This window comes from Kitasatospora sp. NPDC048662 (assembly GCF_055587065.1).
The window spans coordinates 73,106-98,528 of the sequence record NZ_JBVJHA010000019.1 but is presented as its reverse complement, the minus strand read 5'-3'; the positions used below and the strand labels follow the sequence as shown (position 1 = coordinate 98,528).

General features: G+C 68.3%; 15 protein-coding genes. 7 read left to right on the top strand and 8 right to left on the bottom strand.

Annotation, left to right across the window (positions count from 1 at the left end):
* The first annotated feature begins 836 nt into the window (after window positions 1-836).
* A complete protein-coding gene (locus ACZ6R9_RS32310; protein ID WP_465542215.1) occupies window positions 837-1,958 on the top strand; it encodes a tyrosine-type recombinase/integrase in 1,122 nt (373 codons plus the stop codon).
* A 256-nt stretch (window positions 1,959-2,214) separates the two neighbouring features.
* On the opposite strand, the gene ACZ6R9_RS32305 is transcribed toward ACZ6R9_RS32310, so the two are convergent.
* The 6 genes from ACZ6R9_RS32305 to ACZ6R9_RS32280 all read right to left on the bottom strand — a co-directional run bounded on the left by ACZ6R9_RS32305 (window position 2,215) and on the right by ACZ6R9_RS32280 (window position 12,296).
* Window positions 2,215-3,300, bottom strand: a complete 1,086-nt coding sequence (locus ACZ6R9_RS32305; protein WP_465542213.1) for a Wadjet anti-phage system protein JetD domain-containing protein — start codon at window positions 3,298-3,300, stop codon at window positions 2,215-2,217.
* A 179-nt stretch (window positions 3,301-3,479) separates the two neighbouring features.
* Entirely contained in the window at window positions 3,480-7,940 is a 4,461-nt protein-coding gene (locus ACZ6R9_RS32300; RefSeq protein WP_465542211.1) for a coiled-coil domain-containing protein, read from the bottom strand.
* Between the two features lie 17 nt (window positions 7,941-7,957).
* The gene (locus tag ACZ6R9_RS32295) at window positions 7,958-8,767 is read right to left on the bottom strand and encodes a hypothetical protein (protein WP_465542209.1); all 810 of its coding nucleotides are present in this window, start codon (window positions 8,765-8,767) and stop codon (window positions 7,958-7,960) included.
* Window positions 8,764-10,308, bottom strand: a complete 1,545-nt coding sequence (locus ACZ6R9_RS32290) for a hypothetical protein (RefSeq protein ID WP_465542207.1) — start codon at window positions 10,306-10,308, stop codon at window positions 8,764-8,766. The genes ACZ6R9_RS32295 and ACZ6R9_RS32290 overlap by 4 nt, the downstream gene beginning before the upstream one ends.
* 286 nt (window positions 10,309-10,594) lie before the next feature.
* Entirely contained in the window at window positions 10,595-11,941 is a 1,347-nt protein-coding gene (locus ACZ6R9_RS32285; RefSeq protein WP_465542205.1) for a hypothetical protein, read from the bottom strand.
* Between the two features lie 49 nt (window positions 11,942-11,990).
* On the bottom strand, window positions 11,991-12,296 hold the full coding sequence (locus tag ACZ6R9_RS32280; RefSeq protein WP_465542203.1) for a hypothetical protein: 306 nt from the start codon (window positions 12,294-12,296) through the stop codon (window positions 11,991-11,993).
* Between the two features lie 375 nt (window positions 12,297-12,671).
* Here ACZ6R9_RS32280 and ACZ6R9_RS32275 point away from each other — a divergent pair, with 375 nt between their 5' ends.
* From ACZ6R9_RS32275 to ACZ6R9_RS32255, 5 genes are all read left to right on the top strand, one after another.
* On the top strand, window positions 12,672-13,865 hold the full coding sequence (locus ACZ6R9_RS32275; protein WP_465542201.1) for a tyrosine-type recombinase/integrase: 1,194 nt from the start codon (window positions 12,672-12,674) through the stop codon (window positions 13,863-13,865).
* A 990-nt stretch (window positions 13,866-14,855) separates the two neighbouring features.
* Entirely contained in the window at window positions 14,856-16,013 is a 1,158-nt protein-coding gene (locus ACZ6R9_RS32270) for a tyrosine-type recombinase/integrase (RefSeq protein WP_380478254.1), read from the top strand.
* A gap of 1,911 nt (window positions 16,014-17,924) precedes the next feature.
* Window positions 17,925-18,305 carry a peptidase inhibitor family I36 protein gene (locus ACZ6R9_RS32265; protein WP_380478255.1) on the top strand — a complete coding sequence of 127 codons (381 nt, stop codon included), beginning with the start codon at window positions 17,925-17,927 and terminating at the stop codon, window positions 18,303-18,305.
* Between the two features lie 63 nt (window positions 18,306-18,368).
* Window positions 18,369-19,067, top strand: coding sequence for an ABC transporter ATP-binding protein (locus ACZ6R9_RS32260; protein ID WP_465542198.1), 699 nt, complete (start codon window positions 18,369-18,371; stop codon window positions 19,065-19,067).
* A gap of 95 nt (window positions 19,068-19,162) precedes the next feature.
* Entirely contained in the window at window positions 19,163-21,550 is a 2,388-nt protein-coding gene (locus tag ACZ6R9_RS32255) for an ABC transporter permease family protein (protein WP_465542196.1), read from the top strand.
* Window positions 21,551-21,857: 307 nt separating this feature from the next.
* Here the strand turns inward: ACZ6R9_RS32255 and ACZ6R9_RS32250 are convergent, their stop codons facing one another.
* On the bottom strand, window positions 21,858-23,498 hold the full coding sequence (locus tag ACZ6R9_RS32250) for a competence protein CoiA family protein (RefSeq protein WP_465542194.1): 1,641 nt from the start codon (window positions 23,496-23,498) through the stop codon (window positions 21,858-21,860).
* A 288-nt stretch (window positions 23,499-23,786) separates the two neighbouring features.
* Between ACZ6R9_RS32250 and ACZ6R9_RS32245 the strand changes: the two genes are divergently transcribed.
* A complete protein-coding gene (locus ACZ6R9_RS32245) occupies window positions 23,787-24,107 on the top strand; it encodes a hypothetical protein (protein WP_380478259.1) in 321 nt (106 codons plus the stop codon).
* 33 nt (window positions 24,108-24,140) lie between these two features.
* Here the strand turns inward: ACZ6R9_RS32245 and ACZ6R9_RS32240 are convergent, their stop codons facing one another.
* Entirely contained in the window at window positions 24,141-25,409 is a 1,269-nt protein-coding gene (locus ACZ6R9_RS32240; protein WP_465542192.1) for a hypothetical protein, read from the bottom strand.
* Between the last annotated feature and the right edge of the window lie 14 nt (window positions 25,410-25,423).

The following is a 25,423-nucleotide window of genomic DNA, read 5'->3' as shown; positions in this document are numbered from 1 at the left end:
GCGACAACATGACACGCCACCACTCCCCGAGACCACCGACCCTATGCCTGAACAGCGGAAACGCAGCTCTCAAGCCCGGAAAGACAACAGCCACTGAGTTCCTCCAAGCGTGGGAGAGCCGAAGTTGCCGCACAAGCGAAGTAGCCCGGGTCTACTACGTCGCACTCACCAGAGCACGCCAACTCCTGGGTCTGACTTACCCTCAGGCGCACCACAAGGATGTGGTCAGTCTCCTCGAACGGCTGGAAATACCGCACCGTTCCTTGGCTGGCAGCCCAACGGCTAACGACGGAACGATCGCCCTCTGGTGAGGCGGGACGTTGACATCGCCATACTTCGAACGGTGCTTGCGCGCTCGGGTGCGTACGTTCCAAGCTTCGCGCCAGGCGTCCAACTGACGGCGGTCGGGGGTCTGTGGGATGGCAATGTACCAATGGGCGAGTGTCGTGCTCAGGGTTCAGACCGAGCCGCCGAGGGCGCCGGAGTAGCGGCCAGGCAACGACCTCGCGGAGGCTGACGCATCGCGATCAAGCTGACCTACCCGCCGATACGCATCACGACCATCCTCGCGGCGTGTCGCCGGGCGCGTGTCCCGGTCAGTCGATCTTGCTGTGCTCCACGCCCCGCTACGCACGCTCTGCCGACACGCTCGCCCTCCCGGCAACCCTTGAGGGGCCATCACCACTTGGTTCGAGGAGGAATCCATGGCGCAGCGCCCCAAGCGTGGCAGGGTGTACCGGCGATGCGGGTGCACGGACGGGAGCAGCGGGAAGCAGTTGGGTTCGTGGTGCCCGCGGCTGGCCGCCGATACCGCGCATGGTCGGTGGACGTATGCGGTGGACCTGGCCTGGGAGGACGGCAAGCGCCGGACTCGGCGGCGGGGCGGGTTCGCCAGCCGGGCGGAGGCGGCCCGGGAGATGGCGCGGGTGCTGGATGCCGAGTACCGGGGTGTGTACGAGGACCGGACACTGCGCGTCGGCATTTTTCTGTACGAGTGGCTGGAGGCGAAGCGCCCGGCGCTGGCCCCGAACACCTGGGCGGGCTACCGGGCGTGCATCGAACGCGACCTCGTCCCCGCGTTCGGCAGCATGCTGCTGCTCGACCTACGCCCCAAGCACATCGACGCCTGGGTAAGCACCCAGCTCGCCGCCGGCCGCGGGCGCACTACCGTCCACCACGCGGTGGCCATGCTGCGAGGCGCCCTGAACCACGCGGTGCGGACCTGGCGGCTGCGCTACAACCCGGCCAAGCACTCCGTCCCGCCCAAGCCCCGCGCCATGGTGCGCACCTGCTGGACCCCGGACCAGGCCGCAGCGTTCCTCCGCCACAACGCCGAGCACTATGCCGATCACCTCACCGACCTGTTCGAGGTCATGCTCGGCACCGGCATGCGCCGCGGCGAGATCCTCGCCCTGCACTGGTCCGATGTACACCTCATGGACCGCCAGCTCTACGTCCGCTGGACACTGACCGCCGTGAACAACGGGAAGATCCACCTCGGCGAGCCTAAGACCGAGGCCAGCCGTGCCTGGGTCAGCCTCGCCCCCAGAGCCATGGCCGCGCTCCACCGCCAGGCCGACATTCAGATGGCGGCCCACCCCGACGGCCGCCTCGAAGGTCTGGTCTTCGCCCGCCCGGACGGCTCGCCGCTTCGCCCGCAGTGGCTGCTGGACCAGCTCCGCAAGCGCACTGCCGAACTCGGCCTCCCCGTCATCGGCCTGCACGACCTGCGCCACACCGCCGCCAGCATCATGATCGCCGCTGGCATCCCTCTCGCCATCGTCTCCAAGACCCTGCGCCACGCCAACCTCGCCATCACCGCCGATCTGTACGGCCACCTCCTCAAGGACTCCGCCGACGACGCCGTCAAAGCGCTATCCGCTGCACTCGACCGCGCCGACGCCCACCACGAGGACAGGACTTCCACGACCGTGCCAAGCACCTGTCTGGCCGCGTAGGTCAGGACACCCGGCGCCCGGCAGGACGGGACGAAGTGCCTGGAACCGCTTGACCCCGACGACCCCCACCACGCCCCGGACTTCTGACAACTTCTCTGCCTGCTTTCCTCGGTGAGGGTCGGCGCCGAACGCGTGTCCTCTGGGAGTCGCAGAGCCAGCCGCCCGGGTGCAGGCACTCCCCGCACGCCATACGGGGTCCTACCCGCGGAGCAGTAGCCGGCCCGCGCGGGGCCGATCACCGGTGCGGGGCGGTGGCTCAGGATGCTGTCGGTTGATCGAAGGGACTGGCTGTGCGGGTGAGGGTGACCGCGGGGATCTGATCAGGTCGGCGCGTGAGGTTATCGGATCGCGGCTGGGGGCAGGGCTGCGCCGCCTGCGGCGCTGGGACCGAAGCGCTCTCGCCGTCAGCACCTCGCGGCGGAGGCTCGGAGTGTGGGCGGGAGGTCGTTGGTGCCGTCTCACGAATGGTGAGCCACTGAGTGTCTGCGAGGTGGTGGTTCTGGTTTGCGGCTTCTTGGGCGACGCGGTCACCTGCCGTGAGCATCACGAGCGCTTGATCTTGTAGGGCGGGCGGCAGCCATTCCACGAGTAGCCGGGCGCGGCTCGGGTCGATCTTGAGCGCTGTGTTGCGAGGGCGGGTAAGGAGGAGCCGGTAGCAGCCTTCCGCTGGTTCAACGGGCGGTAGACCCAACAGCGTTGCGGCAATGGAGGCCCTGGCCGGGATGGACAGGCCGTCCGCGTCGAGATCCCCGTAGTAGAGGATGCGGTGGACCTGAGGGAGTTCGGCGACGCTGGCAACGGTCGCCTCGAAGGCGCGGCCGGCACCGAAAGCGATGTAGCCGATGCGGCCGGGGTCGCGTTGGAGCAGACGGCGCAGGGTGGCGAAGGTATCGCTGTTCTCGATCACAAGGATGGTGTCGCCGTCTCCGAGGTGTCGGTAGGCGAGCGGTGGGGGTTCCCGGTAGGTCGCGAGCTGGTCCATGTCGAGTCGGCCCGGGCCGAACAGCGCTCCGCTGATCAGACTGTCAAGGCGCTTCTCATCGTTGAAGATCTCGTGGGATCGTTCGCGCAGGGACAGTGGGCGGCGGGCCTGTGCCGTGCTACTCGTGTCCCGGAACCACCGGTTGATCGTGGTCAGGATGTTCGTCTGTGCGGTGGTGATGCGCGCGGTCGATGCCCAGCTGAGCTCCGGTCTCCATGACCGCGCTTCTCGGGGTGCTGCGGAGCTCGGATGGGAGCGGGCGATGCGGACGGCGTCGGGTAGCGGGGGGCGCCCGGCGTCCCACTTCGCTGGGCTGGAGGGCAGGGCGAGGAGTTGCGCGTCGGCAAGCTCGACGAGCAAGGTGGCGAGGCTACGGCGGCTGTTGCCGCTGTGGGACAGACCCGGCAGCGCAGAGGCGAATGCCTCCGTCAGGGCTGTGCGAGAGAGCGTGCCGCCGCCGGAGGTCCTGGCATGCAGGGTGTCGTTGAGCCGGGCAGCGGCTGGAGACAAGGGTGGCACCGGGCTGTCGTCTGGCGTCGTCATTGTCCGGCCTCGGTCTTGGTGTAGAGCCGGGCGGTGCTCAGGTAGCCGGCGGGCTCGGGGGCCTCGGGGTCGGGTGTGACCCGTGGCCGGGGGACCAGGGACGCGCGCACGTGCTCGTCGACGCGGACGAGGGACAGCCCACTTCGGGCTTCCGCGTCGTTGCGGAGTTGGATGCGCAGGGGGAACCGCAGGGTGGCGTTGTCGTCGCTGAGCCCGGTGGTGTAGAGCAGCTGAATGCCGAGTGCGGTGGCCATCTCCTGCTGGATCTGCACAAGGTAGTCGGCGTTGGCGCGGCCGATGGGGTTGTCCAGCATGAGGAGACCGCCGTGCCGAGTGCGACTGCGCGGACCTGGTGAGGTTCGCAGGGCGGCCAGCGCGCAGTACAGAAGGATGGCTCCGGTGAGTTCTTGGCCGCCAGAGAAGATCGTTTTCATGTCTTCCACGAGCACGTGCTCGATGGTGCGCGAAGCAGTTGGTTTGATCACCTTGGCGGTGAAGCCTCGTGGGACGGCGCTATGGAGGCAGCGCATGACGACGTCGATTCCCTTGAGCCCGGCGGCGTTTGGGAAAGTGGCCATGGTCTGCACGGCTTCGCGGATCAGTCCATGGAGCAGGGGCTGCTCCGGCGGCTGGTACCTGATGGTCAGGAAGCGCTGGTTCGACCACGGGCCGGCGTCGTCGGGGAAGACGGAGAAGGCACTGGCACGGTCGAGCTTCTTGAGCTCTTCGGAGACACGGCCTGCCAGTTGGAGGACCAGGGTGTCGCGGACTTGCTCGACGCCGTTCAGCTGAGAGGCCAGGACAGCGGCGCGTTCAGTGAGAGCGGTTGCCCAATCGGCGGCCAGGGCAGGGATCTTCCGTCCGTCGAGCTGAGAAATCTGTGTGCGTAGGGGAATGTCCAGGTCGTGGTACGCGACGTTGGAGACGGAGTCCTTCAGATCGGCAACGGCTCCTTCGACAGCTCGGTCGGCCGCGGTCTTCTGCTTGTGGGTCGTCATGTGGAGGCTCACAGCCTCTCGGGCTTTGGACTCGGTGCCTTCGAGTGATCCAGGGTAGGGTGCGGCCTCCTGATCGATGGGCATGCCTTTGATCGCCGCCTCGAAGAGTGCAAGGACGGGGGCGAGGGTCGTGCGGCTGCGCTCAGCCTGCTGCTTGGCGCGGTCTGCGGCTGAGAATGCCTCGCCGGCCGTACGCGCTGCCCGGTCCGCGCCGGTCTTCAATTCTCCGGCTGTCTCCCGCAGTTTCTGGGCCTGGGCCCGGTCATACGGGGTCCACTGCCGTGCGGCCCCCTCCTCCAGCCAGGTTTGGCCTTCTGCCGGGCGGGCTTGCTCGAGCCGCAACTGGACGCGGGCGTGCTGCGAATTGAGGTGAGTTTCGTCGGTCTGCAGCCGCGTGCCCCGCTCGGTCAGGCTGCGCACGAGAGCGTCTCGCTGGGTGGCGTCATCAGCACGTGCGTCCTGAGCAAGGACCTGTGCTCGATCCTGTACAGGGGGTGGGACCTTCTTCCAGAGAGCCTGGCAGGTCCGGAGGTTGGCCTCCGCAGTCCGCGCGCGCTCGCGAAGGTCCTCACCGACCTCACGGGCGCGTAGGTCGGAGGCGGCCTGCTTGTACTGCTGTCGCAGCACGGGCAAGGGGTCGAGCGGGCCGGACTGTGCCTGGCGGCGTTCGGCCTCGTCGGTGGCCGTGGTCAAGTCCCGCTCCCGGCTGTGTCCGGCCGCCTCCTGCTCGTGGTTCTCGATGAGGCGGGCACGGCGAAGGCTCTCGTCCTCCGCTGCGGAGCAGGCTGCTTCCAGCTCGCTGAACTCGACGAGCCGCATCGTGGTCCGGCGTTCGAGTTCGGCGATCCGGTCAGCAGCACGGCCGGCCTCGGCCTCGCGGCCGGCTAGCCGCTCCAGGTCGTCTGCCGTCCTTCGCTGGACTGCCCACCGGGCGCGGACGGTCTCGCGCTGCGACTCAGCTTCGCCCAGGGTCAGTTCGAGTGCTTGTACCCGTTCGGAGGCCGCGTCGGCTGCTTCCCTGGCGACCCCGGCGGCGCCCTGAAGGCTCCTCAGCTCCTCAAGACGTACGTCGAGGGGAAGCTCTCCGATCTCGTCCTGCCAGTTGTCCAGGGCGGCAAGGAGACGTGCCGTGGCCTTTCGACGTGTCTCCTGCTGCTGGATCTCCTCGGAGGTCTCCCGGATGCGAACCTCGACGATCTCCCGCTCGCGTGCCGCGGCCAGTTCATCGTGCATGGCGGGTGTGGGCTCCACCACGGTGCGCCCCGCCTGGTCGCTGGGAGCCACGTTGGCGAAGCGGTTACCGGTTCCGATGGCCACAGCCGCTGCCGGCAGTGGCCGGAGCTCTTCCAGGAACTGGCGCGCCTTCTCCAGCGCAGACTCGTCGGTGACGATCACTCCGTCCACGAGGTCAGGGTGATCGGACACGGCCCGGGCGTGGAGGTCGGTCGGCAGGTTGTCGCGCATCCAGATCCATCCCGGATGGGCGGCGACTCCATGCCCAAGCAGGGCGTCGCAGACCTCGCGTACGTGAGCCCGGGCGGGGAGCAGCCCGGCACTGGTGTCCAGGGCAGCCAGGTACTCCTGGTCTCTGTCCAGCCTGCGCCGTTGAGCGGTAAGCGCTCCTTCCAGAGCTGCGTGGCGGCGCCCGGCGAGTTCGTGCAGCGGCCCTGCCCCGGCGGAGATCCAGGCCAAGGCATCATCGCCGGTCGCGTCAGGTTCTGTCTCCAGCAGCTCCGAGGTGAGGGGATCGCGCTGGATGTGCCGTGCCCTGCTTCGGAGCCGGTCGATCACAGTGCGCGCATTGTCGGCGGCATTGCTGGCCGCAGACGCGGCGGCATCGGCGGTGGAGAGCTCCGCCCGGGCACGGGCAGCGCTCGTCCTCGCATCGTCGACGGCGGCTTTCGCATCGCCGGCCTGCTCCTCGAGATCCTTTTCCGCCGCGCGGGAGCGGGTGGCTGCGTCCGCCGCGGTCTCTCCGGCCAGCACGTCCCGCGAATCGCGCGAGCGCTGGAGGTCCGCTTCGAATTGGGCGACGAACGAGCTGAGGCTCGCCGTCTCGCTCTCCGCAGCACCGTCGAGCTTTCGAATCTCGCCCATTCGGGCACGCCACGCGCTGACCTCGATCCCGCTGGTGCGCGTAGCCTCTTGCAGGTCGTGGATCTTCTTACGGACGTTCTCTTCTTCCAGCCGCAGGCCGATCCTTAGCCGGGCTGCGGCGTCATCGGCGGCTGTCGCATAGGGCGCGATGGCCCCTTCGGCCCGGGTCAGGTCGAGCTGGGTACTGTCGAAGGCATGGCGAGCAGTCGCGAGGTCCAGGGCCAGCGGTACGTGGGCCCAGCCGTCGCGTTCCTGTTCAACTTCAAGTCTCCTCGCCTCGGCTTCCGCCCGTTTGGCTTCAAGATCGGCCAGATCCAGCCGAAGGCTGTGCCATTCGACGTGTCGCAGCGCGTGGTCGGCGGCGTCCTGTGCGCGCATCCTCTTCCGGCGCTCGACGTCCGCCTGCTCGTAGGCGGCGCCGCACAGCTCAACCTCACCTGCCAGTTGCCTGTCCCTGGCCAGGAGTGTCGAAGCCAGCGCCACGAGGTTCTTCGAGGCTTGTGATGCCTGTGCTGCCTGCGCGCGCTGTGCTGTGTGCGCGTCGTCGACCTGTTGGCACCGGCGCTGCATCTCTAGAGCGAACGCGCGTTCCTTTTGCCAGAGCTGGTACTGAGAGACTGACCCTGCGTACCCGGTGAACATCTTGCCGACCGCATCGTAATCGGAAGCGTCGGATGCCTTCTTGAGGAGCCACTCCACGAAGGCACCGGACGTGGTCGTGGTGAACGCGTTGGCGGCACCGCTCTCGGTGGCGTTCATCGCGCGCTGGACGTTGAACAGGTCCGGTTCGAGGCCGAGGCTGTTCTGATGGGCCTCCCACTCCTTCTGGCCGGCTTCCTCCCGCAGGCCCAGTCCTTCATTGCGGGCCCTGATGTCCCGCAGCTCGGTGCAGAAGTCGTCGTAGGAGAGCCAGATGCCGCCATCGTGGAAAGGCAGGCGATCGGCGGTGAGGGCCGCTCCGGGGTGGAAGCTGTAGAAGAGCCTGCTGAGGTGCTTGTCTGCTGCCGGCGCCAGGACCTGACCGGTGACCAGGAGCTGGCCGGTGCGCGCGTCCACCCACTCCATCACGACGTGCGACGGCTGGACGGGCGAGACGACGAACTTGCGAAGCGCCTCGAGATCCTTGTGGCGGTAAGGAATGGTCGTACACATGATCGCGGTGAGGAGCACGCCCTTGCCGCCCCCGTTCTCCAGCATCACCAGGCTCGCGGGCGAGGGCCGATGTGGAACGTGGCCGACGTCGGGAACCAGGGCGCCGGTCGACACCGGCTCTCCGACACCGGACAGGTCGAGGTCGACCCACTCGTACCGGGCGTCGCGGGGGCCGAAGTTTCGCAGCAGGACGCGGTTCAACTCGTACACAGTGGACTCCCGTGCGGTCAGTCGGCGAGAGGTGCGGTGAGCGTGGGGCCGGGGGCGCCGGGCGTTGGCGGGGCCGGATCGTCTGTGCGGCAGAGGTCTCCGCTCGGCAGACGTGAGATGCCCAGAGCCGCGAGCTCTCCGAGCATCTCGCCGGCCGCGAGCTCGCGGATCTGGACGCGGTATTTCACGTGCGTGACGTATGTGCCCTCGCCGTCGCCTGGCACCTTGTGCATGAAGCCGTACTCGACCAAGTGCTTCAGTGCTCGCTCGACGATCTTGCGGCTGGCGGCAAACGGCGTGTTGTCGCCCTTGGTCCTGCCCGTGGCGCTGCGCCGCAGGTACGCACGCCATAGTGCCTCCAGCCCCGGTTGGCCGGTCGGCGGGTCCTGGTCCTCACCAGCCGCGGTGATGCGCTGCTCGATCGCCAGAGCATGTTCGCGCACGAAGTCGTCGACGGCGCTGGCGGTGACGCGACCCACAAACTCGTCGTCGTCCAAGTCTTGCGGTCGAGGGAACGCGAGCGTGGCGATGGCGAGTTGGGCGAGCAGATACAACGGCCGGTCCAGGGGAGCGGGCACCAGCTCGGTGACCGACAAGGACAGTGAGCTCTCCGTGGTGGTGCCCAGGATGAGTCCTGAGCGGTGGTCGACGTCCAGGACCGTCAGATCGAAGCCCTTCGCCGCCATGTGCACCATGTGGGCATAGTCAGGGTCTCGGTGGTAGCGCTGGACGAGTCTCGCGTACTCGCCCGATCGTGCTGGCACCCTGCCGCGGCCCAGGGCCATGGCAATCATGCGGGTGGCGTCCGCCACGTCATCGTTCGTCATGCCTGTTCCTTCGCGGGTGCAGGGGCGCCGGGGTGGCGGGGCGACGGGATGGGGCGGGCGCCGGGCGAGCCTCCCGTGGAGTTGACCGGTTCGGCCCGCACGCTCAGCACGAGGAAGTCGGATCCTCCGAACCGCGGGTCATCCAGCTCCGCGCCGTCGTCGATCGCGACAACCGTCTGCTTCCCTTCGGCCAGTTGGGAGACGGGGACGTTGCGGAAGAGTTCCTGGACACGTAGCGCGACCAAGTGATCGGCCCCCCACTGCTGGCCTACGCCTGGCGGGTTGAGCCGTGCTCGTTGCAGGAGCGCGGACAGGCGCACCCCCGCCGCTGGGACGCCGGCGAGGATGTCTGCCGCGTCCTGTTCCTGTTCTGCGGTGAACAGAGGCTCGTTGGCGGATTCGTCCCATTCGTGATCGGTTTGGACGACAGCTGGCTCCAACGGCTGATTCTCGGTGATCCGGCACAGTGCAGCGAAGAAGTCAGGGAGGTAGAGCACGTGCGGGCGCCTGGGGCCGAAGGCCGCGCGGGTGAAGGCCGCCAGCGGCCCGTCCGCACTGTCTATCGGCAGCTCCAGGACTGGCCGCAGAAGCTGGTCCTCGAGATGGACCCGTGTGTGCAGCGCGGGTACGACGAACACCTGCCGGTCTTGCTGCCGGCGGAACTCCGGGCCGAGCTGCATCAGCAAGACGGTGAGCCCCGCGTGGCGATTGAGGCAGTCGGCGAGCACAGTGCCCAGGTCGAGTAGCTGCTGGCGCTTCCGCTCGTCCTCGGTGATTTCGAGCAGCTCGCCCACCCGCTGCTGCATGGCAGTCTCGGCATCGGAGCGCGCCTTGACATGATCGAGGGCGAGTTCGACCTCCTCATCGACCTGGTCCGTCCAGCTGATGGCGCGCACGCTGCGCTGCATGGCGGCCCTCCAGTCGATGAGCTGCTTCGCGTAGCGCAAGCTCTGCCGGCGGGCGTGCAGTGCCGCCTGCAACGCGTCCTCGATACGGGCCCGCTTTAGCATCGCGGTCAGTCGGGCCTCGGCCGCGACTTGCGCCGATGCGACGTCGATGTCAATCGCATGGAGCAGGACATTGATCGCGGCCTCGGTCACCACCAGTGCGGCACGCCCGACCTCGTCGGGTACCTCTCTGAGGATCTGGAACGGGAAGTCCCTTACGGAGAAGCCTTCTTCGTTGAGGGTGCCGATGGGCTGCCGGAACGCACGGTCGCGCTCCTCGACGTTGATCAGTCGCTCGATGATCCACGTGCCAATGGCCACGCGTTCGCTCTCTGTCCCTTCGGGCACCTGAAGGGCCGCGTACCGCGCGACTTCCTTTGCCACGGCATCCTGGCGAACCATCGTTCCCATATCGCTGCTCAGGGCGACGAAGTCGACAGCCGCCAGAGCCAGTTCTGCGAGCCGGTAACCGTGCCAGCCCCTCTCAGTCTTCGCCTTGCTGGAGTCGAGGCCAACGATCGGACGAACCACGGCCAGTGCTTTCATCCGCGCGGTCAGGCTCTCGTAGGCCGCAGTCGGTTCCTCGAAGAACACTGGGAGGGTCCCCTTCCGTAGATGGCCGACACGAGGGCCAAGCTAGAGGGAGGGTCTGACAATACGTCACATTCGAACTGTCAAACGATTATTTTCGGAAGTAAGCTCCCCGCGAGGTATCGCTCCCCGATGTCCCGTCGCACCGAACCTTGAGCGAATCTCGCCGAAGACTGACGGATCGCAGTTCGTCTCGTCGAAGGTTAAGGACGCGGGTCAGGGGATTGCCGCAGTAGTCCGCGAGCCTGTTAGCGCACGAGGGGCAGTGCGAGGGTGATGCGGCCTCCGGTCAGAATCGCTTCGAAGTCGATGCCACTGCCGTGATCGCGTGGACGTCGAGGTGGGCATCGGCAGGGACCAGAGCACGGATGTGCGAGCCGTCGTCGACAACGAGGGTTGCGGGGTCCGGACCGAGGTCGGGTCGTAGCTGGACGACGATTGGTTGGGCGGGTGCGGCGCTGGTGACGAGTACGTCGAGGGAGACGTGGCCAGTGTCCAGGAGTGCTCCGATCAGGCTGGGGCGGCGTTTGCGGACATACTCGAGCAGGTCGTTGATCTCGTATTCAGTGGCGGCGAACTGGTCGCGCCAACCAGCGAGGTGGAGTCCGGTCAGCCAGGCCCGCAACTCTTCTGCGGCGATGCCGCGTTCGGCTGCGGTACGTCCGATCTGGCGTGCGAGACGACGGGAGGTGACGCCAGCGTTGAGCAGCGCGAGGGCTTGTGGGGTGTCGACGCCGTGGCGCAGATGCCAGCCAGCGGCGGCGGGCAGGCGGATCTCGGCCTCGGTCTCTTCGAGGCGAAGGTTGACGAGGTTGACCAGTGCCCCGACGGTCCAGGCGAGGTAGTGCTCGAAAGCCTCACTGATGTTGCTGACAGTCTGTTCCAGAGCCCATTCGCTGTCCAGGCCGGGCAGCCAGGCAGTAGCGAGGCGGGGGATGGGCTCGCCGGAGATCCATCCGGTGATCGCGGCGGCGATGTCGACGTTCCGCCGGGCGCTGGTCTTGGACTGCCTCTCGGTGAACGACCACGCGCCTTTGACTTCGGGCTGCTTCAGCAGGATGTCGTAGACCTCGTGCTGAGCGAAGAAGTCCAGGGCGCGCTGCAGAGGCCACTCGTGGGGAGAGGGCCTGGAGAAAATGCTGGCCCACGCGTCCTCACTGTCCGGGGTGACGGAGGGGTCTTGCAGCAGGTACACAGTGAGGGCTTCGGCGAGGATATCGAGTCGTCGGGCGGTCCCGATGCTGGTGCCCGGCGAGGTCCAGCGGCGCCGGGCCGCAGATTCGGTGGCTTCGTACTGCTCGGCGGTCTCGGTAGCCAGGGTCAGCCAGCGTTGTTGGAGATCGGGGGGTAGCTGCCGCATCGCCAGCAGGTTGTGCACCGCCGCCAGCGGAGGCCGCGCGGTGAGGGTGGGGATGCGGGAGAGTGCGTCGAGCGTGAACCAGACGTAGGAGACGAAGTTCGCCGCGTGGTCCTCGGCGAGCCGGAAGACCGCGTCTGCAGTCTGGGCGATCAGCTGCTCGGCGGCGGCCAAGGCGGCCAGGGCGTCGGCGGTGCCGAGCGCGGACAGGCCGTTGGAGGAACAGGACAGTTCACGAGCCCGGCCAGTGCTGCACGCCCGAAGAATTTCCGGCCGCATGGTCAGCGTCGCGGACTCGATGCCGGACCAGTCTGCCGTAGGCAGCGGTTCATTGCCGTGCAGGTTGCTCGATCACAATCGCGACCGCGTAACTCCTGGGCACGCTGAGCAGAAAACACCAAACAAGACCGGTGGCGAAGGAAAGAGAGCTGGCCGTTTTGCGCCCTGCGCCACCCAGTGGCCTTTGCCAGTTCTGGCGGGGCGTCTTCCATATTGGATTGTTAGCCCTTGCGACCCGACCTACCCATTCCTCCAGCGTTTCGTCGCTGGTGATGGTGGCGATATTGGTGCCAATATCAGATTTCGGATGGTCCCACCGGTACGAGGCATGCCAGCAAGCAAGCAGCGAGGTCACCCGGGTGCGCCGGCACCCGGCGGCGCGGTGCTGACGCTGACGACACGGCGTCACGGACGTTGGCCAGAGCATGCTCTCACGAGCGGCTCCGGCCACAGAAGGTGACAAAGCATCAGAATCTACCTAACCGAGACCGCACTTGCGCCATGCCGAGCGAGCCAACAAAACGGTCAACCTGCGGGCTCTCACCGAGAGTCGCAGGTCAGAGTCATGATTCCGCGTTGGTGATCGCATGGTGGTCGCAGGCGGCCATCCGGATGCGGGAGCTGTAGCCTCGCGGGCTGATCGAGAAGTCAGGACCGCAGGAGGCAGACGAAAGTGCGCAGTTCAGAGCGGCGGCGGGGCCGCGTCTACCGTCGGTGCGGATGCCGCGACGTGGCTCGGCGCCAGCTCGGGGCCGGGTGCCCGCGTCTTGCCGCCGAGGGGCACGGAACCTGGACCTTCGCCGTCGACATCCCCTCCCTCAGCGGCCGCCGACGTACCGTGCGACGCGGCGGATTCGAGGACGAGTGGCACGCCGAGACGGCGCTGCGGGGCGTCCTCAAGGGACGTCTGTCGGGCTTCGACGCCGACCCGCACGAGACGGTGGCCGCCTACCTCACCAAGTGGCTGAAGTCGATGGAGTTCCTGCTCAAGCCCACCACGTACGCCCGCTACCGCACCTACGTGCTCTGCGAGTTGATCCCCGTGTTCGGCAAGCTGCGTCTGGAGGAGCTCGCCCACGATCACATCGCCGCCTACGCGCACGAGCAGCTCGAGTCCGGCCGCGGCCGCCAGGCCGTCTACCACTGCCTGGCCACGCTCTCCAGCGCCCTGGGGACCGCCGTCCGCACCCACCGGCTCCCCTTCAACGCGGCTCAGCCCCTGCCCATGCGCCGGCCCCGCGCCGACGAGCGCGTGCCCTGGAGCGCGGAGCAGGCCGTCACCTTCCTTGCCCACTGCCGCAACGTCGACCCCGCCTTCGCCGACCTCTTCGAGGTCATCATCGGAACCGGCCTGCGCAAGGGCGAGGCACTCGGGCTTCAACGCCAGTGCGTCCGGATCGACGACCGCGTCATGTACATCCGCCACACCCTCTCCGCCATCGACAACCACGAACTCGTCCTGACCGAACCGAAGACCAGAAAGAGCCGCAACTGGGTGCCCCTGTCGGAGCGCGTCGCCGCCGCCCTCCAGCGCGCCATGGCCAGGAGCACCTCCACCGACAACGACCACGTCTTCCAGGGCGCGGACGGCAAGCCCCTCCACCCGGCCGCGGTCCGCCGGCGCTTCCACGAGCTGCGCAAGCAGGCCGGCCTGCCCCACGTGACCATCCACGACCTACGGCACCTGGCTGCCACCCTCGCCCTGGAGGGCAACGTCTCCATGGCGGTCATCTCCAAGACGCTGCGGCACTCCACCCTTTCGACCACCGCGAACATCTACAGCCACCTGACCTGGGATGTCGCGATGGCCGCGGTCCACACCATCGAAGCCAGGCTCTGCCTCGTCGAAGCCCGCGCGCGCGGCGTTGACGTCCTCGCCCTCAGCGGGCCGGCACCGAACCCGCTCTTCAGCCACGCCGCCTGACGGCGCTACAGCCCCATCCCACACCAGGGGTACACAGAACACCGGGCAGCCGGTCCACAGCTGACGTCCACTCAAGCAACCGCTCACAGACGAACGCCGCGGGTCTCACAAGCATGCCCGCCCACAGAAAAATCAACGTCGCTCCGACGCCGAACCGCGTCCGAACGGCCTGTCTGCCGCGCTCAAATCGCCAACGAACGAGGAGCCAGCCGCCCTGAGGCGCTCCCGAGTGCAGGTAGTGCCCTCCGGAGCGCGACGTGAACGAGCGTTCACGACCACACTGCGACCACCAACCACGAAGGCCGTCTCCGCCATCCGGCGGAAACGGCCTCTGACCTGCAGTGATGCAAGTCGGGACGACAGGATTTGAACCTGCGACCCCTTGACCCCCAGGCCTACTACCTTGCTGATTGGCCGCCTGCTCGACGGGTACCGAGTGGGCGGCCAACTCATCTACTGCACATAGGAGTTGATCCAGAAGGAGTGCTCATGCGGCTCGCGCGACCTGACGGAGGCCCAGGCGTTAGGTCGGTCAGAGATGTCCAGCTCCGTCCATATGCGTCCACCAGCGGCCATGACAGCTGGTCCCAAAATGGTCCCAAGGCCCAGCAGCGGCCGTGGACACGCCGAGTAACAGCACTCCAACCACTACTCGCCGCATACCGATGACGCAGCTCGAAACAGCAGCCTGCAAGGTCGCCTGCTGCAGGGCATCCGGGGTGGATCAGAACCGTCTACCCATCGACTACGTGCCGTGATCTTCCAAGCGGCGTGTCGTCCTGCGCGTGTCGCCGCCGGCCGACCAAGGCGCGCTTCGCGCCCTGGTCGCACGCTCTACCGACACGCCGAACGGGGTCGCGAACCTTGGTGACAGAGAGCACCGAGTGCGAGGAGGGGTCCATGGGACAGCGTCCACAGCGGGGCAGGGTGTACCGGCGGTGCGGCTGCTCGGACAGCAACGGAAAGCAACTCGGGCCGTGGTGCCCTCAGTTGGCCGGCGATGTGAAGCACGGGAAGTGGACGTACTGCGTCGACCTCGCCCCCGACGAGGGACAGCGCCGCACCCGCCGGCGGGGTGGGTTCGCTTCCCGGGCCGAGGCGGCGCGGGAGATGGCCGCAGTACTGGACGGCGAGCTGCGCGGAGTGTACGAGAATCGCCGCACCACGATTGCGAGCTTCCTCCGGGAGTGGCTGATCCTGCAGAAAGTGCGGTTGGCACCGAACACGTACGCGGGCTACCAGGCATGCGTGGAGCGCGACCTCATCCCGGCATTCGGCCACCACCGGCTCCTCGACCTGCGGCCCAAGCACATCGACGAGTGGATCACCGCCCAACTCGACGCCGGCCGGGGCAAAGTCACCGTCCACCGGGCCGCCTCCACCCTGCGCAACGCGCTCAACGCCGCCGTACGCTCCTGGCGCCTCCGCTACAACCCCGCCAAGCACTCCGTCCCGCCCAAGCCCCGTGCCGCGGAACGCACCTGCTGGACCCCCGACGAGGCCGCGGCGTTCCTGCGGCATGGTTCGGAGCAGTACGCGGATCAGCTGACCGATCTGTTCGAGGTCATGCTCGGCACCGGCATGCGCCGCGGCGAAGCCCTCGCCCTCCACTGGTCCGACGTCCACCTCATGGACCGCAAGCTCTACGTCCGCTGGACCCTCGCCGCTGTCAACAACGGCGAGTTGACGTTCGGCGAGCCCAAGACCGAGGCCAGCCGCGCCTGGATCAGCCTCTCCCCCAGAGTCACCGCCGCCCTCCACCGCCAAGCGGCCATCCAGATGGCAGCCCACCCCGACGGCCGCCTCGAAGGACTCGTCTTCTCGAAGCCAACCGGCGCTCCCCTACGGCCCCAGTGGGTCCTCAACCAACTCCGCAAGCGCACAACCGAGGCCGGCCTGCCCCGGATCGGTCTACACGACCTGCGCCACACCGCCGCCAGCATCATGATCGCCGAAGGCATCCCCCTCGCCATCGTCTCCAAGACCCTGCGCCGATCCACCCTCGCCACCACCATCAACCTCTACGGCCACCTCTTCAAGGACTCCGCAGACCAGGCCGTCGAGGCCCTTGTCCGGGCACTCGACCAAGCGGCCAACCAGCAGAACCTGTTTCGGGGTCGGGGTGGTGATGGCCTGCGAGCGGCGTAGCCGCCTGCGGCCCAGTAGATGCCGGCAACCTCGTCAGGGGGTCCGGTGGCCGTTCGCGAGACGGTGTCGGAGGTCGCGGATGATCTCCGTCCAGCGCCACGAGCCGGGACCGTCCCGGTACGGCTCGCCGATCGGGTGCCACTCGGCGAGTTTGTCAGCTGATTCGCGAGGCTCTCCCAGTTGGTCGCGTCCGTGGCGCCGCCGTCCCTTTCGAGCCTCTGCGCGACGGCGTGGAGGCGGTGTGCCGCACGGTAGTAGGAGACCTGGGAGTCGGTGAACCTGCGCACCGCGAAGCCATGGCACTTGCTGCACCAGTCGAACCCGTCGCGGGTGAGGAGGTCCGCAATGGTCAGTAGGTCGTCGTCAGCGGCGACACCGCGCTCCCCGGAGTACGAACAGAACGCCGAGTGGCCCCTGCGGTTCCAGCCCGGCTGGGCATCGGTCGTGTAGACCTGTACGCCGGCAAGGACGCCGAGCGGGATTCCGCTGCCGCCGTGCCGCCGGTCGGTGCCGGGCGTTTTAAACGGCCGCAGGTCGAGGTGACGGACGCTGGCCAGCAGACCGTGCCACACCGCGATCGGGACCGTGCGCCGTCGTCCTTCGCGGTCGCGGCTGTCATCGAGCGTTCGCAGGTCGGCGGCACCGCGTGCCATCGCCAGGCACCGCAGGCCGTACTCGACGTTCTCTCCGCGCCACGGCAGCCAGGCGGTGGCGCGGTCGCCGTCTGCCAACCCCAGGTCCGCACCGAACCGCGGATCGTGCGGGTCGTGGACGGGAGCGGGCCAGATGCGCTCGCCGTCCTCGGGCCGCGGTCCGATCTCACGGACCCACGCCTCGATGACGCTCGCAGGCAGATCCGACGCGCTCGCAACGACGGTCCCCTGCCACCCGGCGGCCAGCCGCTTCTCCACCGTGGTCAGCGGAAGCACTTCGGTCCCCATGCCAACCGAGAACACCAGGTACAGCTGGTCCTCGCCCACCGACACCGCGCGCAGTGCGCGCAAGTGGTCCGCAGCGAGCGGCTGCCGGTCGTAAACGGGGGCATCGTCAAAAATCCCGGGCCTGATGTGGTGCAAGGGCGCGCCGGCCTCGCCGCCGAGCGGAATCTCGGTGGCGGCAGTAACGGCTTCGCATTCGACGCGAGAGGAGCGGGAGGAGAGGAGCCGGTCGGCGACGAGTGCAGGGACCTTCAGGGTGAGGGTGCGCCGGCCCCAGTCTGCGGCGGTGAGACTGGTGACGAGCAGGTTCGGCGCGAGGGCGACGCCGGTCAGGGCAGCGGTGCCGAGCGCGGAGCCCGTGGTCATCACCGCGCGGGGGCCATAGTGGTCGAGCAGTCGTCCGATCGGTATGCCCGCAAGTGCGGAGGTGGAGCAGCCGCATGCACTGATCTTGATCCGCTGGCGGCGCGTACCGAGCCTGAACGCAGCTGATGACCGCCCGGGCGATCATCCGTGAGGCGCAGTCCGGGCGGGGTTCGTACTGAGCGTGGCTCCGAAAAGACAACGGCGTCTAACACTTCGCCACGCGCCTGCACCGGAGGCAGGGGTGCGGGGCGGGGCCATCCGCCGGCGACACGGAAGGAGCGGCACCCTCCGAAGCCGGACATGTCAGAATATTTGACGCAATCCATGAGCGCTTCAAGGTATTGCAATAAGTTTGCATTGGATATGCATTTCCGCCCGATCAGACACTTTTGAAAGGGCGCGAATTTCAAACATTACGGCGGCGTGAACCGGGTCACTTCGAAAAGGTTTGAGTACCGATTGCGCCCGGGCCGCCACTGCCCGTAAGTTCGTCCCGCACCGAATGTGGGGGGCGGGAATCCGGGGGGATCTCCGGTATTTCGCGCTGCCCTGTATCTGTTCAGCCATGCCCGCGGCCATGTCCGCGGGCCCATCGAAAGGCGGAAAGATGCACGTCAAGCGCATTGTCGCCGGGCTGGCCGTCGCGGCCATCTCCTTCGGCGTCCTGAGCAACGCGGCTGTGGCCATCGCGGCGCCGACCGGCTGCGACTCTGGCTACATCTGCCTGTACCGGGACGACGACTACAAGGGCGGCGGCTGGTTCCGCAACCAGCCCGGCAACCACTGGAACCTCAACGACGAGGGCTTCGGCGACGAGATGAACTCCTGGTACAACAACTCCGGGGTCGACGCGAAGTGGTTCGAGAACGTCAACCTGGGCGGGTACTCCCGCTGCATGAACTCCAACTCCAGCAACCACAGCCTGAGTCTGATGGACTACGATAACGCGAGTTCTGTCGCCATGTACACGGACCAGTACGCCTGCTGACGCACCATCAGAAGCGCGGGGGCCTCGACGCCGTCGAGGCCCCCGCCGCGTTGAAGGAGACTTGTGGCCATCGTGCACGCCGACGCAGTCGGCAAGGTTTTCACCATCGGGAGCGAGACGGTCCGGGCCGTGGACGGGGTGTCCCTGACGGTGGACAGAGGCGAGATGGTCGTCCTGGTCGGCGACAGCGGTTCGGGGAAGTCCACGCTGCTGAACATGATCGGGGGGCTCGACCGGCCTGACTCCGGAGCCCTCACCGTCCTCGACACCGACGTCCGCACCGCGTCCGACCGGGACCTCGCCCGGCTCCGGCTGGCCCGGGTCGGCGTCGTCTTCCAGGACTTCAACCTGGTCAAGGACCTCACCCTGGCGGAGAACGTCGCACTTCCGCTCGAAGGGATGGGGACGGCCCGCCGCGAGGCCAGGGACGCCGCGCACGCCGCGCTGGCCCGCGTCGGGCTGGAGAATCTGGGCGCCCGGTTCCCGGCCGAGGTGTCGGGAGGGCAGCAGCAGCGGGCCGCCATCGCCCGAGCCGTCGTCGGCGAGCGGGATCTCATCCTCGCCGACGAGCCGACCGGCTCGCTGGACAGCCGGACCGGCCGCGAGATCATGGAACTCCTCGCCGGTCTGCGAGCGGACGGAACCACGGTCATTCTCAGCACACACAATCCGGCCAACATGGATTACGGATCCCAGATCGTCGAGCTGAAAGACGGCCGCCGAATTTCCCGCGACCGGGCCGAGGAGAACGCCGAGTGCTGATCGACCGGACCAGGCTGACAGTCGCCGCGCGGGTCGTCCTCGGCCGAGGACGACGGCGCGTGATGATTCTCGCGCTTTTCATCGTGCCCGTATTCATGGCCGCAATTGTCGCCGGCTGCCTGCAGGCCACTACCCCCACGGCCGAGCAGCGCACCCGCGGGCAGATGGCCGCCGCGGACGCCACTCTCACCGGAGCCCCCCAGGCGAAGGAAGAAATCGAGACGCTCCTTCGCCGAAGTTCACCCGGTATCGCTGCCGCACCGGTCCTGGAGTCCCTGGAATTTCCCGTCCTCCTGAATCAGGAGACCATCGCCGTCCACTACCGCGAGACTGACTGGTCCGCGCCGGTCGTCGAGGACTGGGTCGAAGTCCGGCCGGGCGGATCCCTCCCGACCCGGCCCGGCCAGATCGCCGTCAGCGACAAGATCGCCTCCACCTACCACCTCGACATCGGCGACACCCTGCGCTACCGCTGGTCCGACGACGCGGCCACCGTCACCGGCATCGTGCGAGAACCCCTCGCCTACGGTGGCGGGCTCGTCCTCGCCGCCCCCGGCCAGAGCACGCACTGGCAGGACAGGACCCACGACCGGGAAATGCTCCTCACCGAGTCCTGGCTGCTCGCCGGCAGCCCCGGCGACCTGAACCGCCTCCAGGACACGGCCGTGAACACCGGCCTGCAGTTCAAGTCCCGCACCGCCGTCCTGGACGGCCGCTCCCTCATCGAGAAGGAACCCGGCGTCGTCCTGCTCCCCGGCCTGCTGCTCGTCTGCGTCGGCGCCGCAGCCGCCTTCGGCGTCCGGGTACGCCAACTCAAGCGCGAATTCTCCCTGCTGTCCGCCATCGGCCTCGACGCCGCCTGGATCCTCGGCGTGTGCCGCCTGGCCGGACTCATCGCCTCCCTGAGCGGCTCACTGGTCGGCTTCACCAGCGGCACGGTGCTGAGCACGGCCCTGCGCCCCGTCCTGCGCGACACCGTCCAGCACGACCTCTCTCCCATCGACATCCCCTGGGTGCGGGGCGTCGTCCTTGTCGTCCTCACCGCCGTCGCCGGCACCGCGGCCGTCTGGCTGCCCGCCCGCGCCGCGCTCACCGGGCCGGTCCAGCGGCAGCTCGCAGCCGCGCCCGACACCCGATCGAGGACCCGCGCGGCCCTGGCCAAGCGGATCGTCGCAGGATTCAGCATCGCGGCACTGTCCGCAGCGTTCGTCGTGTCCTCCCGCTCGGCGTCCTCCGTCATGGGCCTGCTCGGCTGCGCCGGCCTGTGCGCGGCAGCCCTGATGGTCATCCCCACGGTCCTGCGCGTGATCGCCACCGCGGCCCGCGACACCTCCGTCGCCGGCCGCGTCGCCATGCGCAGCCTCGCCCGGGAACCCCGGCGCCCCGTCGCCGCGGTGGCGATCGGGTTCTTCTCCGTATGCGTGGCCACCGCGACCCTGACGATCCTCACCAGTTCGGCCGCCGACGCCAAGGCCGCCTACGTCGGCTCCCGGCACCTCGGCCAGATCGAGGTCGTCCTGCGCCACACCACGGACATCACACCCGTCCGCCAGGCCTTCGAGGACGCTGCCGCGCCCGCACCCGTCACCGAGGTCAAGGCGCTGATCGCCGCCCGCCCCGCCGCCACGACGGACCGGCTCGTCGCCCTCCCGTGGAATCTCGCCCCGGCAACCGACGTCGATCCGGAGGTCCACCCCAAGAGCATCCAGGCCATCGACACCCCGGACGAGTTCCGGGCACTGACCGGACGCGCCCCCACCGCCCGCGAACAGGACGTCCTGGACCGGGGCGGCGTCCTCGTGCTGGCCGCCCCCTACATCGTCCGCACCCAGGCCATGGTCCTCGCCTACGACGCCACGGGGCAGCCCAAACCCGTACGCATCGACAACGCCCAACTGTCCGACCCCGTCGACGCGGTGACGCTCAACCGGGCAGGCGCCCTCATGTCCAGCCGCACCGCCGCAAAGCTCGGAGCCACCGTCCAGACCCAGACCCTCATCGCCACCAGCCCGAACGAGATCACCTCGGCGACCGAGGACAAAACCAAAACCGCACTGGAACGCCTGGGCATCCCCGGCACCGACCTGCGGATCGAGCACGGGCCCAGCAGCCCGCCCCAGAACGTCTGGTACATCCTGCTCACCGCCGCCGGCGCCGCCGTCATCGCCTCACTCGCGATCGCCCTCTCCGCCTCCGCCCAGGAACTGCGCCCCGACCTGCGCCGCCTGCACGACATGGGCTTCCACCGCGCCGTCCAACGCAGGATCCTCGCCTACCAGTCCCTCATGATCGCCGCCCTCGCGACCGTCGCCGGCGCTGCGGCAGGACTCGTCCTGGCCGCCGCCCGCCTGTGGCCCTACAACGCCGCACTCACCGTCGACTGGACCACGCTGCTCACCGCGGTGGTCGGCGTCCTGGCGCTCAGCGTCCTGCTCGGGGCCATGCTCGCGCCGAAGGGGGAACAGCTCAGGGCCAGTGCTTGACGAGAGTGCTGCGGGGCCCGCGACGACCCGGGCCCGCAGACTCGCGAGCAGCCTGTGCCCTGCCCGCCGACGTCGGCACAGCGGTTCCCTCCCCGCGAGAACGGGAGAGGGAACCGTTGCGCGTGGTTCGGATCTTCCCGGCGGTTGCTTTTGGCCGCCGCTCTGGTCCTGCGGGATCTCGGTGTGTCCGAGGACCTGCTGGTGCAGGCGGTCGACGACTCCCGCTGGAAGGTGAGTTGAGCGGCCTGCCGGAACGCGGCTGCTGCCCGGGCTCCCCCACCGTCGGGAACCCGGACATCGTTGAGGCCTACCAGCCGTGCTGAAGGATGGTCCGCTCCTCGTCGAGGCGGGCACGCAGGAGGTCGTCGGCGTCGGGCAGGGGACGCCCCAGCCGTTCGCAGACAGCGCGGTGGATCGCGAGAGCGTCCTGGCCGCCGACCGCGGCCAGGACGACCGACCACAGCGGCCGGTCGGCTGGGGTCCCGCTTTCGGCGATCACCAGGACCTCAATTTTCGCCAGGTGGCCGAGCTGCCGCAGGCGCTTGATGCCGGTACGGTCTGCAAGGGACCCCCAGGTGCGGGTCTCCCCTTCCCGGCCCGCCTTCTTCAGCGCTCCGAGCAGCGGCTTGGCGAGTTCGGCATACTCGGCGGTCGCCTTCTGCGTCTCGCGCCACCGGGGCGCAGCCGGGGCGGCGCCCTTCCGCTGCTGGGCGGCCTCCAGCTCGGCCTGGACCTGCTCCTGGCGCTGGCGGAGCTCGGCCCGCTGCTGCTGGAGCGCTTCCTGCTGCTGGTGCTCGGCCAGGATCCGCTGTTGCCGCGCGGCCGCGAGGCGCTTCTCGGCTTCGGCGCGGTACTGGGCGGTCAGTTCGGCGACCAGTGCGCGGTCCTCTTCCGGGGTGCCGGGGTCCGAGGTCAGCTGCTGGGCTTCCTCCAGGAGCTGTCGGGACAGCGTGCCGGGCTTGGCCCGGCGCAGTTGGATCATCACCTCGGCGCGGCGGCGGGTTTGCAGGGTGAGGCGCCGTCGGCCGGCGGATAGGGCCTCGGTCAGGTGCCGGTGGTCTTCCAAGCTCTGGTCGTGGGTGAGCAGTTCCTCGATCGTGGTCAGGGTGGCGCGGAGCCGCTCCGGGCCGGCCCAGTTGAGGTTCCGGATGGCGGCTTGGGCCGCCTCGTGGTTGCGGGCGGCGGATGCTGCCGCGGTGTCGGAGCGGGTCACCGTGACGATCGAGCGCCGCTCAGTCGTGTGCTGCGGCGGCACGGGGACGTTGGTGGCGGACTGCTCGGTCTGGGTCGTCTCGGGGCGGGCGGCCGGGGCAAAGCCCTGCGGAGTGAGGATGAGGGTGCGCAGGTCGTTCCAGTCGGTCCGGGCGGGCCTCTGGGTGCCGATGATCAGCGGTCGGCGGCCGTCGCGCTCGCTCTCGTAGCGGATGCGGTGGACGTAGCCGCGGGCGGCGAGACGGTCGGTGGGGATCAGGACACCGGTGCCGAGGAGGAACTCGGTGACCTGGTCGTCGTCCCAGTCCACGGACTGTGTCCGATCGAGGTGGACCAGTAGGCGGCGTCCGTCGGCGAGGTCGAAGACGATCGCGGAGCCTCGGGGTTCGGGAAAGTCGAAGGTGACGGCAATGTCCTGCGACTTGAGCCAGGCCGCGAGGTCGGCCTTCATGAAGAGGTGGTCCGCGCTGTCCTTGCTGCGGGCCAGGCGCCCGCACTGGATGCCGTGCTCGTCTCCGGCCGAGCGGTAGTGCGCGAAGTGGCAGATCTTGTCATCGCAGCGGCGGGTCATCAGCTGGCGGCCGCAGCCGCCCGGGAGGTTCACGCCGCACCACCAGGTGGTGTCCTTGTTCTGCAGCCGGAAGAGATCCAGCTCCTTCGGGTCCTCCGGGCAGATCGCCGGCTCGTCGGAGTCCGGGGATCCGACAACCGCGGTCTGGATGAGGCGTCTGTCCATTCTGCTCCCAATGGGCCGAAAGGGTTACCTGGATCACATTGTGCTCCTGTCCGCTGACACGCCGGCCTTTCCGGGGGCGGATCAGCCGGCGGCCGACGGTCACACCCGCCCGCGCCGTGTTACCGGCATGGGAGCGAGCTGGCCGTCGCGTGTGCTGGAGCGCTGGGACTGCCTCGGTCGAGGCGGGGCAGCCTGAGCCGCCCCTTTTCCGCGGGGAATGCCGGCATGCGCACCGCATCGTTGAGATGATGCAATAGTTCTCAAATGCCATTCTCTGTAGGAGAGTTGATGCGCAAACGTTCGAAGAACCCGCTTCCCACCTTCGGCCAATTCCTCATGGCACCCCGCATGATGCGGCGCATCTCCCTCTGGATGCTCGATCACGACCTGACCTTCGAGGAGGCCCGAGCCTGGGAGGCGTCGCGGCGCCTGCTGAGGGTGCACCTCACCGACACCTACGGGCCGAAGTGGCACCGGAGCGGACCGGCCGAGCTGGTGGTGCTGGCTGGCCGGGCGGTGGACTTCGACCCAAAGCTCCTGCCGTACGGGGTGAAGGGGATCTACCACCCGGAGCCCCTCGCGGCGGTGCGCAGTCGCGAGCTCCGGTAGTAGGCGCGGCCGGGCTCGCTTCTATTTCGCCCATCATGACGCTTCTGTCGATGACGGTTCATCGTCCGGGGCCAGAAGGCTCTGCGCCACCCAGTCGGGAAGGGCCAGTGCAGTGGTCCGGGGCAGGTGCGCCTTGTGCCGGAGGAGCCGTTCTTGGAAGACGGCACGTGTCAGCCAGGCGAAGGTGTCATCGTCCAACAGGTCGGGGTGGCCGGCGGCGGCGTCAGCGAAGTGTTCCGGGTCTGTGAAGACTTCGAGGACCGAGGCGGGGAGGGTGCCGGCATCCGCGGCGCGGCCGATAGCGCGGCGGGTCACGGTTTCGAACCAGCCTGAGCCCCACCACTCGCCAACGGACTCGGTGTGGGAGCCGTGCATGGAGAGCATGCGCATGGTGGTCTCCGGGCCGAGCTCCTCGTCGACCCGTTGCCAGAGGTCGATCTCACGATGAATGGATGCGAGGATCGGCTCCCAGCCTTCTTCGAAGATGTCCCGCAGGGCTTGGCCGTCGGCGAGTCGGCGGGCGGGGGCTGTGAGGGCGAGCCGCACAGCGTGCCAGTCGATGGCCTCGGGGTGGACGTGGGGCAGGACGGCCCGGGTGGCGGCGATGTTGGCCCGGGCCATCGCGATGTCGTCGATCTTGAAGTGCCAGTCCTCAACGTCGCTCTCGCGCCGCCAACACCATTCGGCGACGCCCCGCGCTGCCGCTGATGGCACCGGGTCGGGGGAGATCACTGGGTAGGTGCGCAGTCCGCTTCCGATGCGCCAGGAGAAGTCCTCGCCGAATGCCTTGAGTGCCTGCAGGACGTCGTGCTCGCGGCGGTGCTGGCGGATCGCAGGGCTGATGTGCTCTTTCCAGAACAGGGTGCTCAGGGTCCCGCGGAGCGGTGTCGCGTCGTCGGGCAGGTGGATGCGTGTCGTGTCGAGCAGCCCGGCGGCGGCGAAGGCACGGCGTGCGGCCTCCGCCTTGTCCACCTGGATGGAGTACGGGCTCAGGTCGATGGTGAGCGGCTCGTCGAGCGCGAACAGCGGAGGAAGGTATCCGTCCCAGTCCCAGCCGTCGGTAGGGTCGTCGATGACGAGGCGGCCGGTGGCCGGGTACCAGCTGATGAAGAGGTGGAAGTTGGAGCGGCTCAGTTCGACAGTTGCCGGCGCATCGTGACCAGAATCGTCCTCGTCCTCTTCGTCCTCGTACCAGGTCTCGTCCTGCTTCCATCCGGCTTGCCGCAGCGGTGCGGTGAGCCGCTCGAGCAGTTGCGGCCCGAGGGCGTGCGGTGACAGGGGGCTGTTCGGTGTGTTGTCCATGGGGCCTCGTCAAG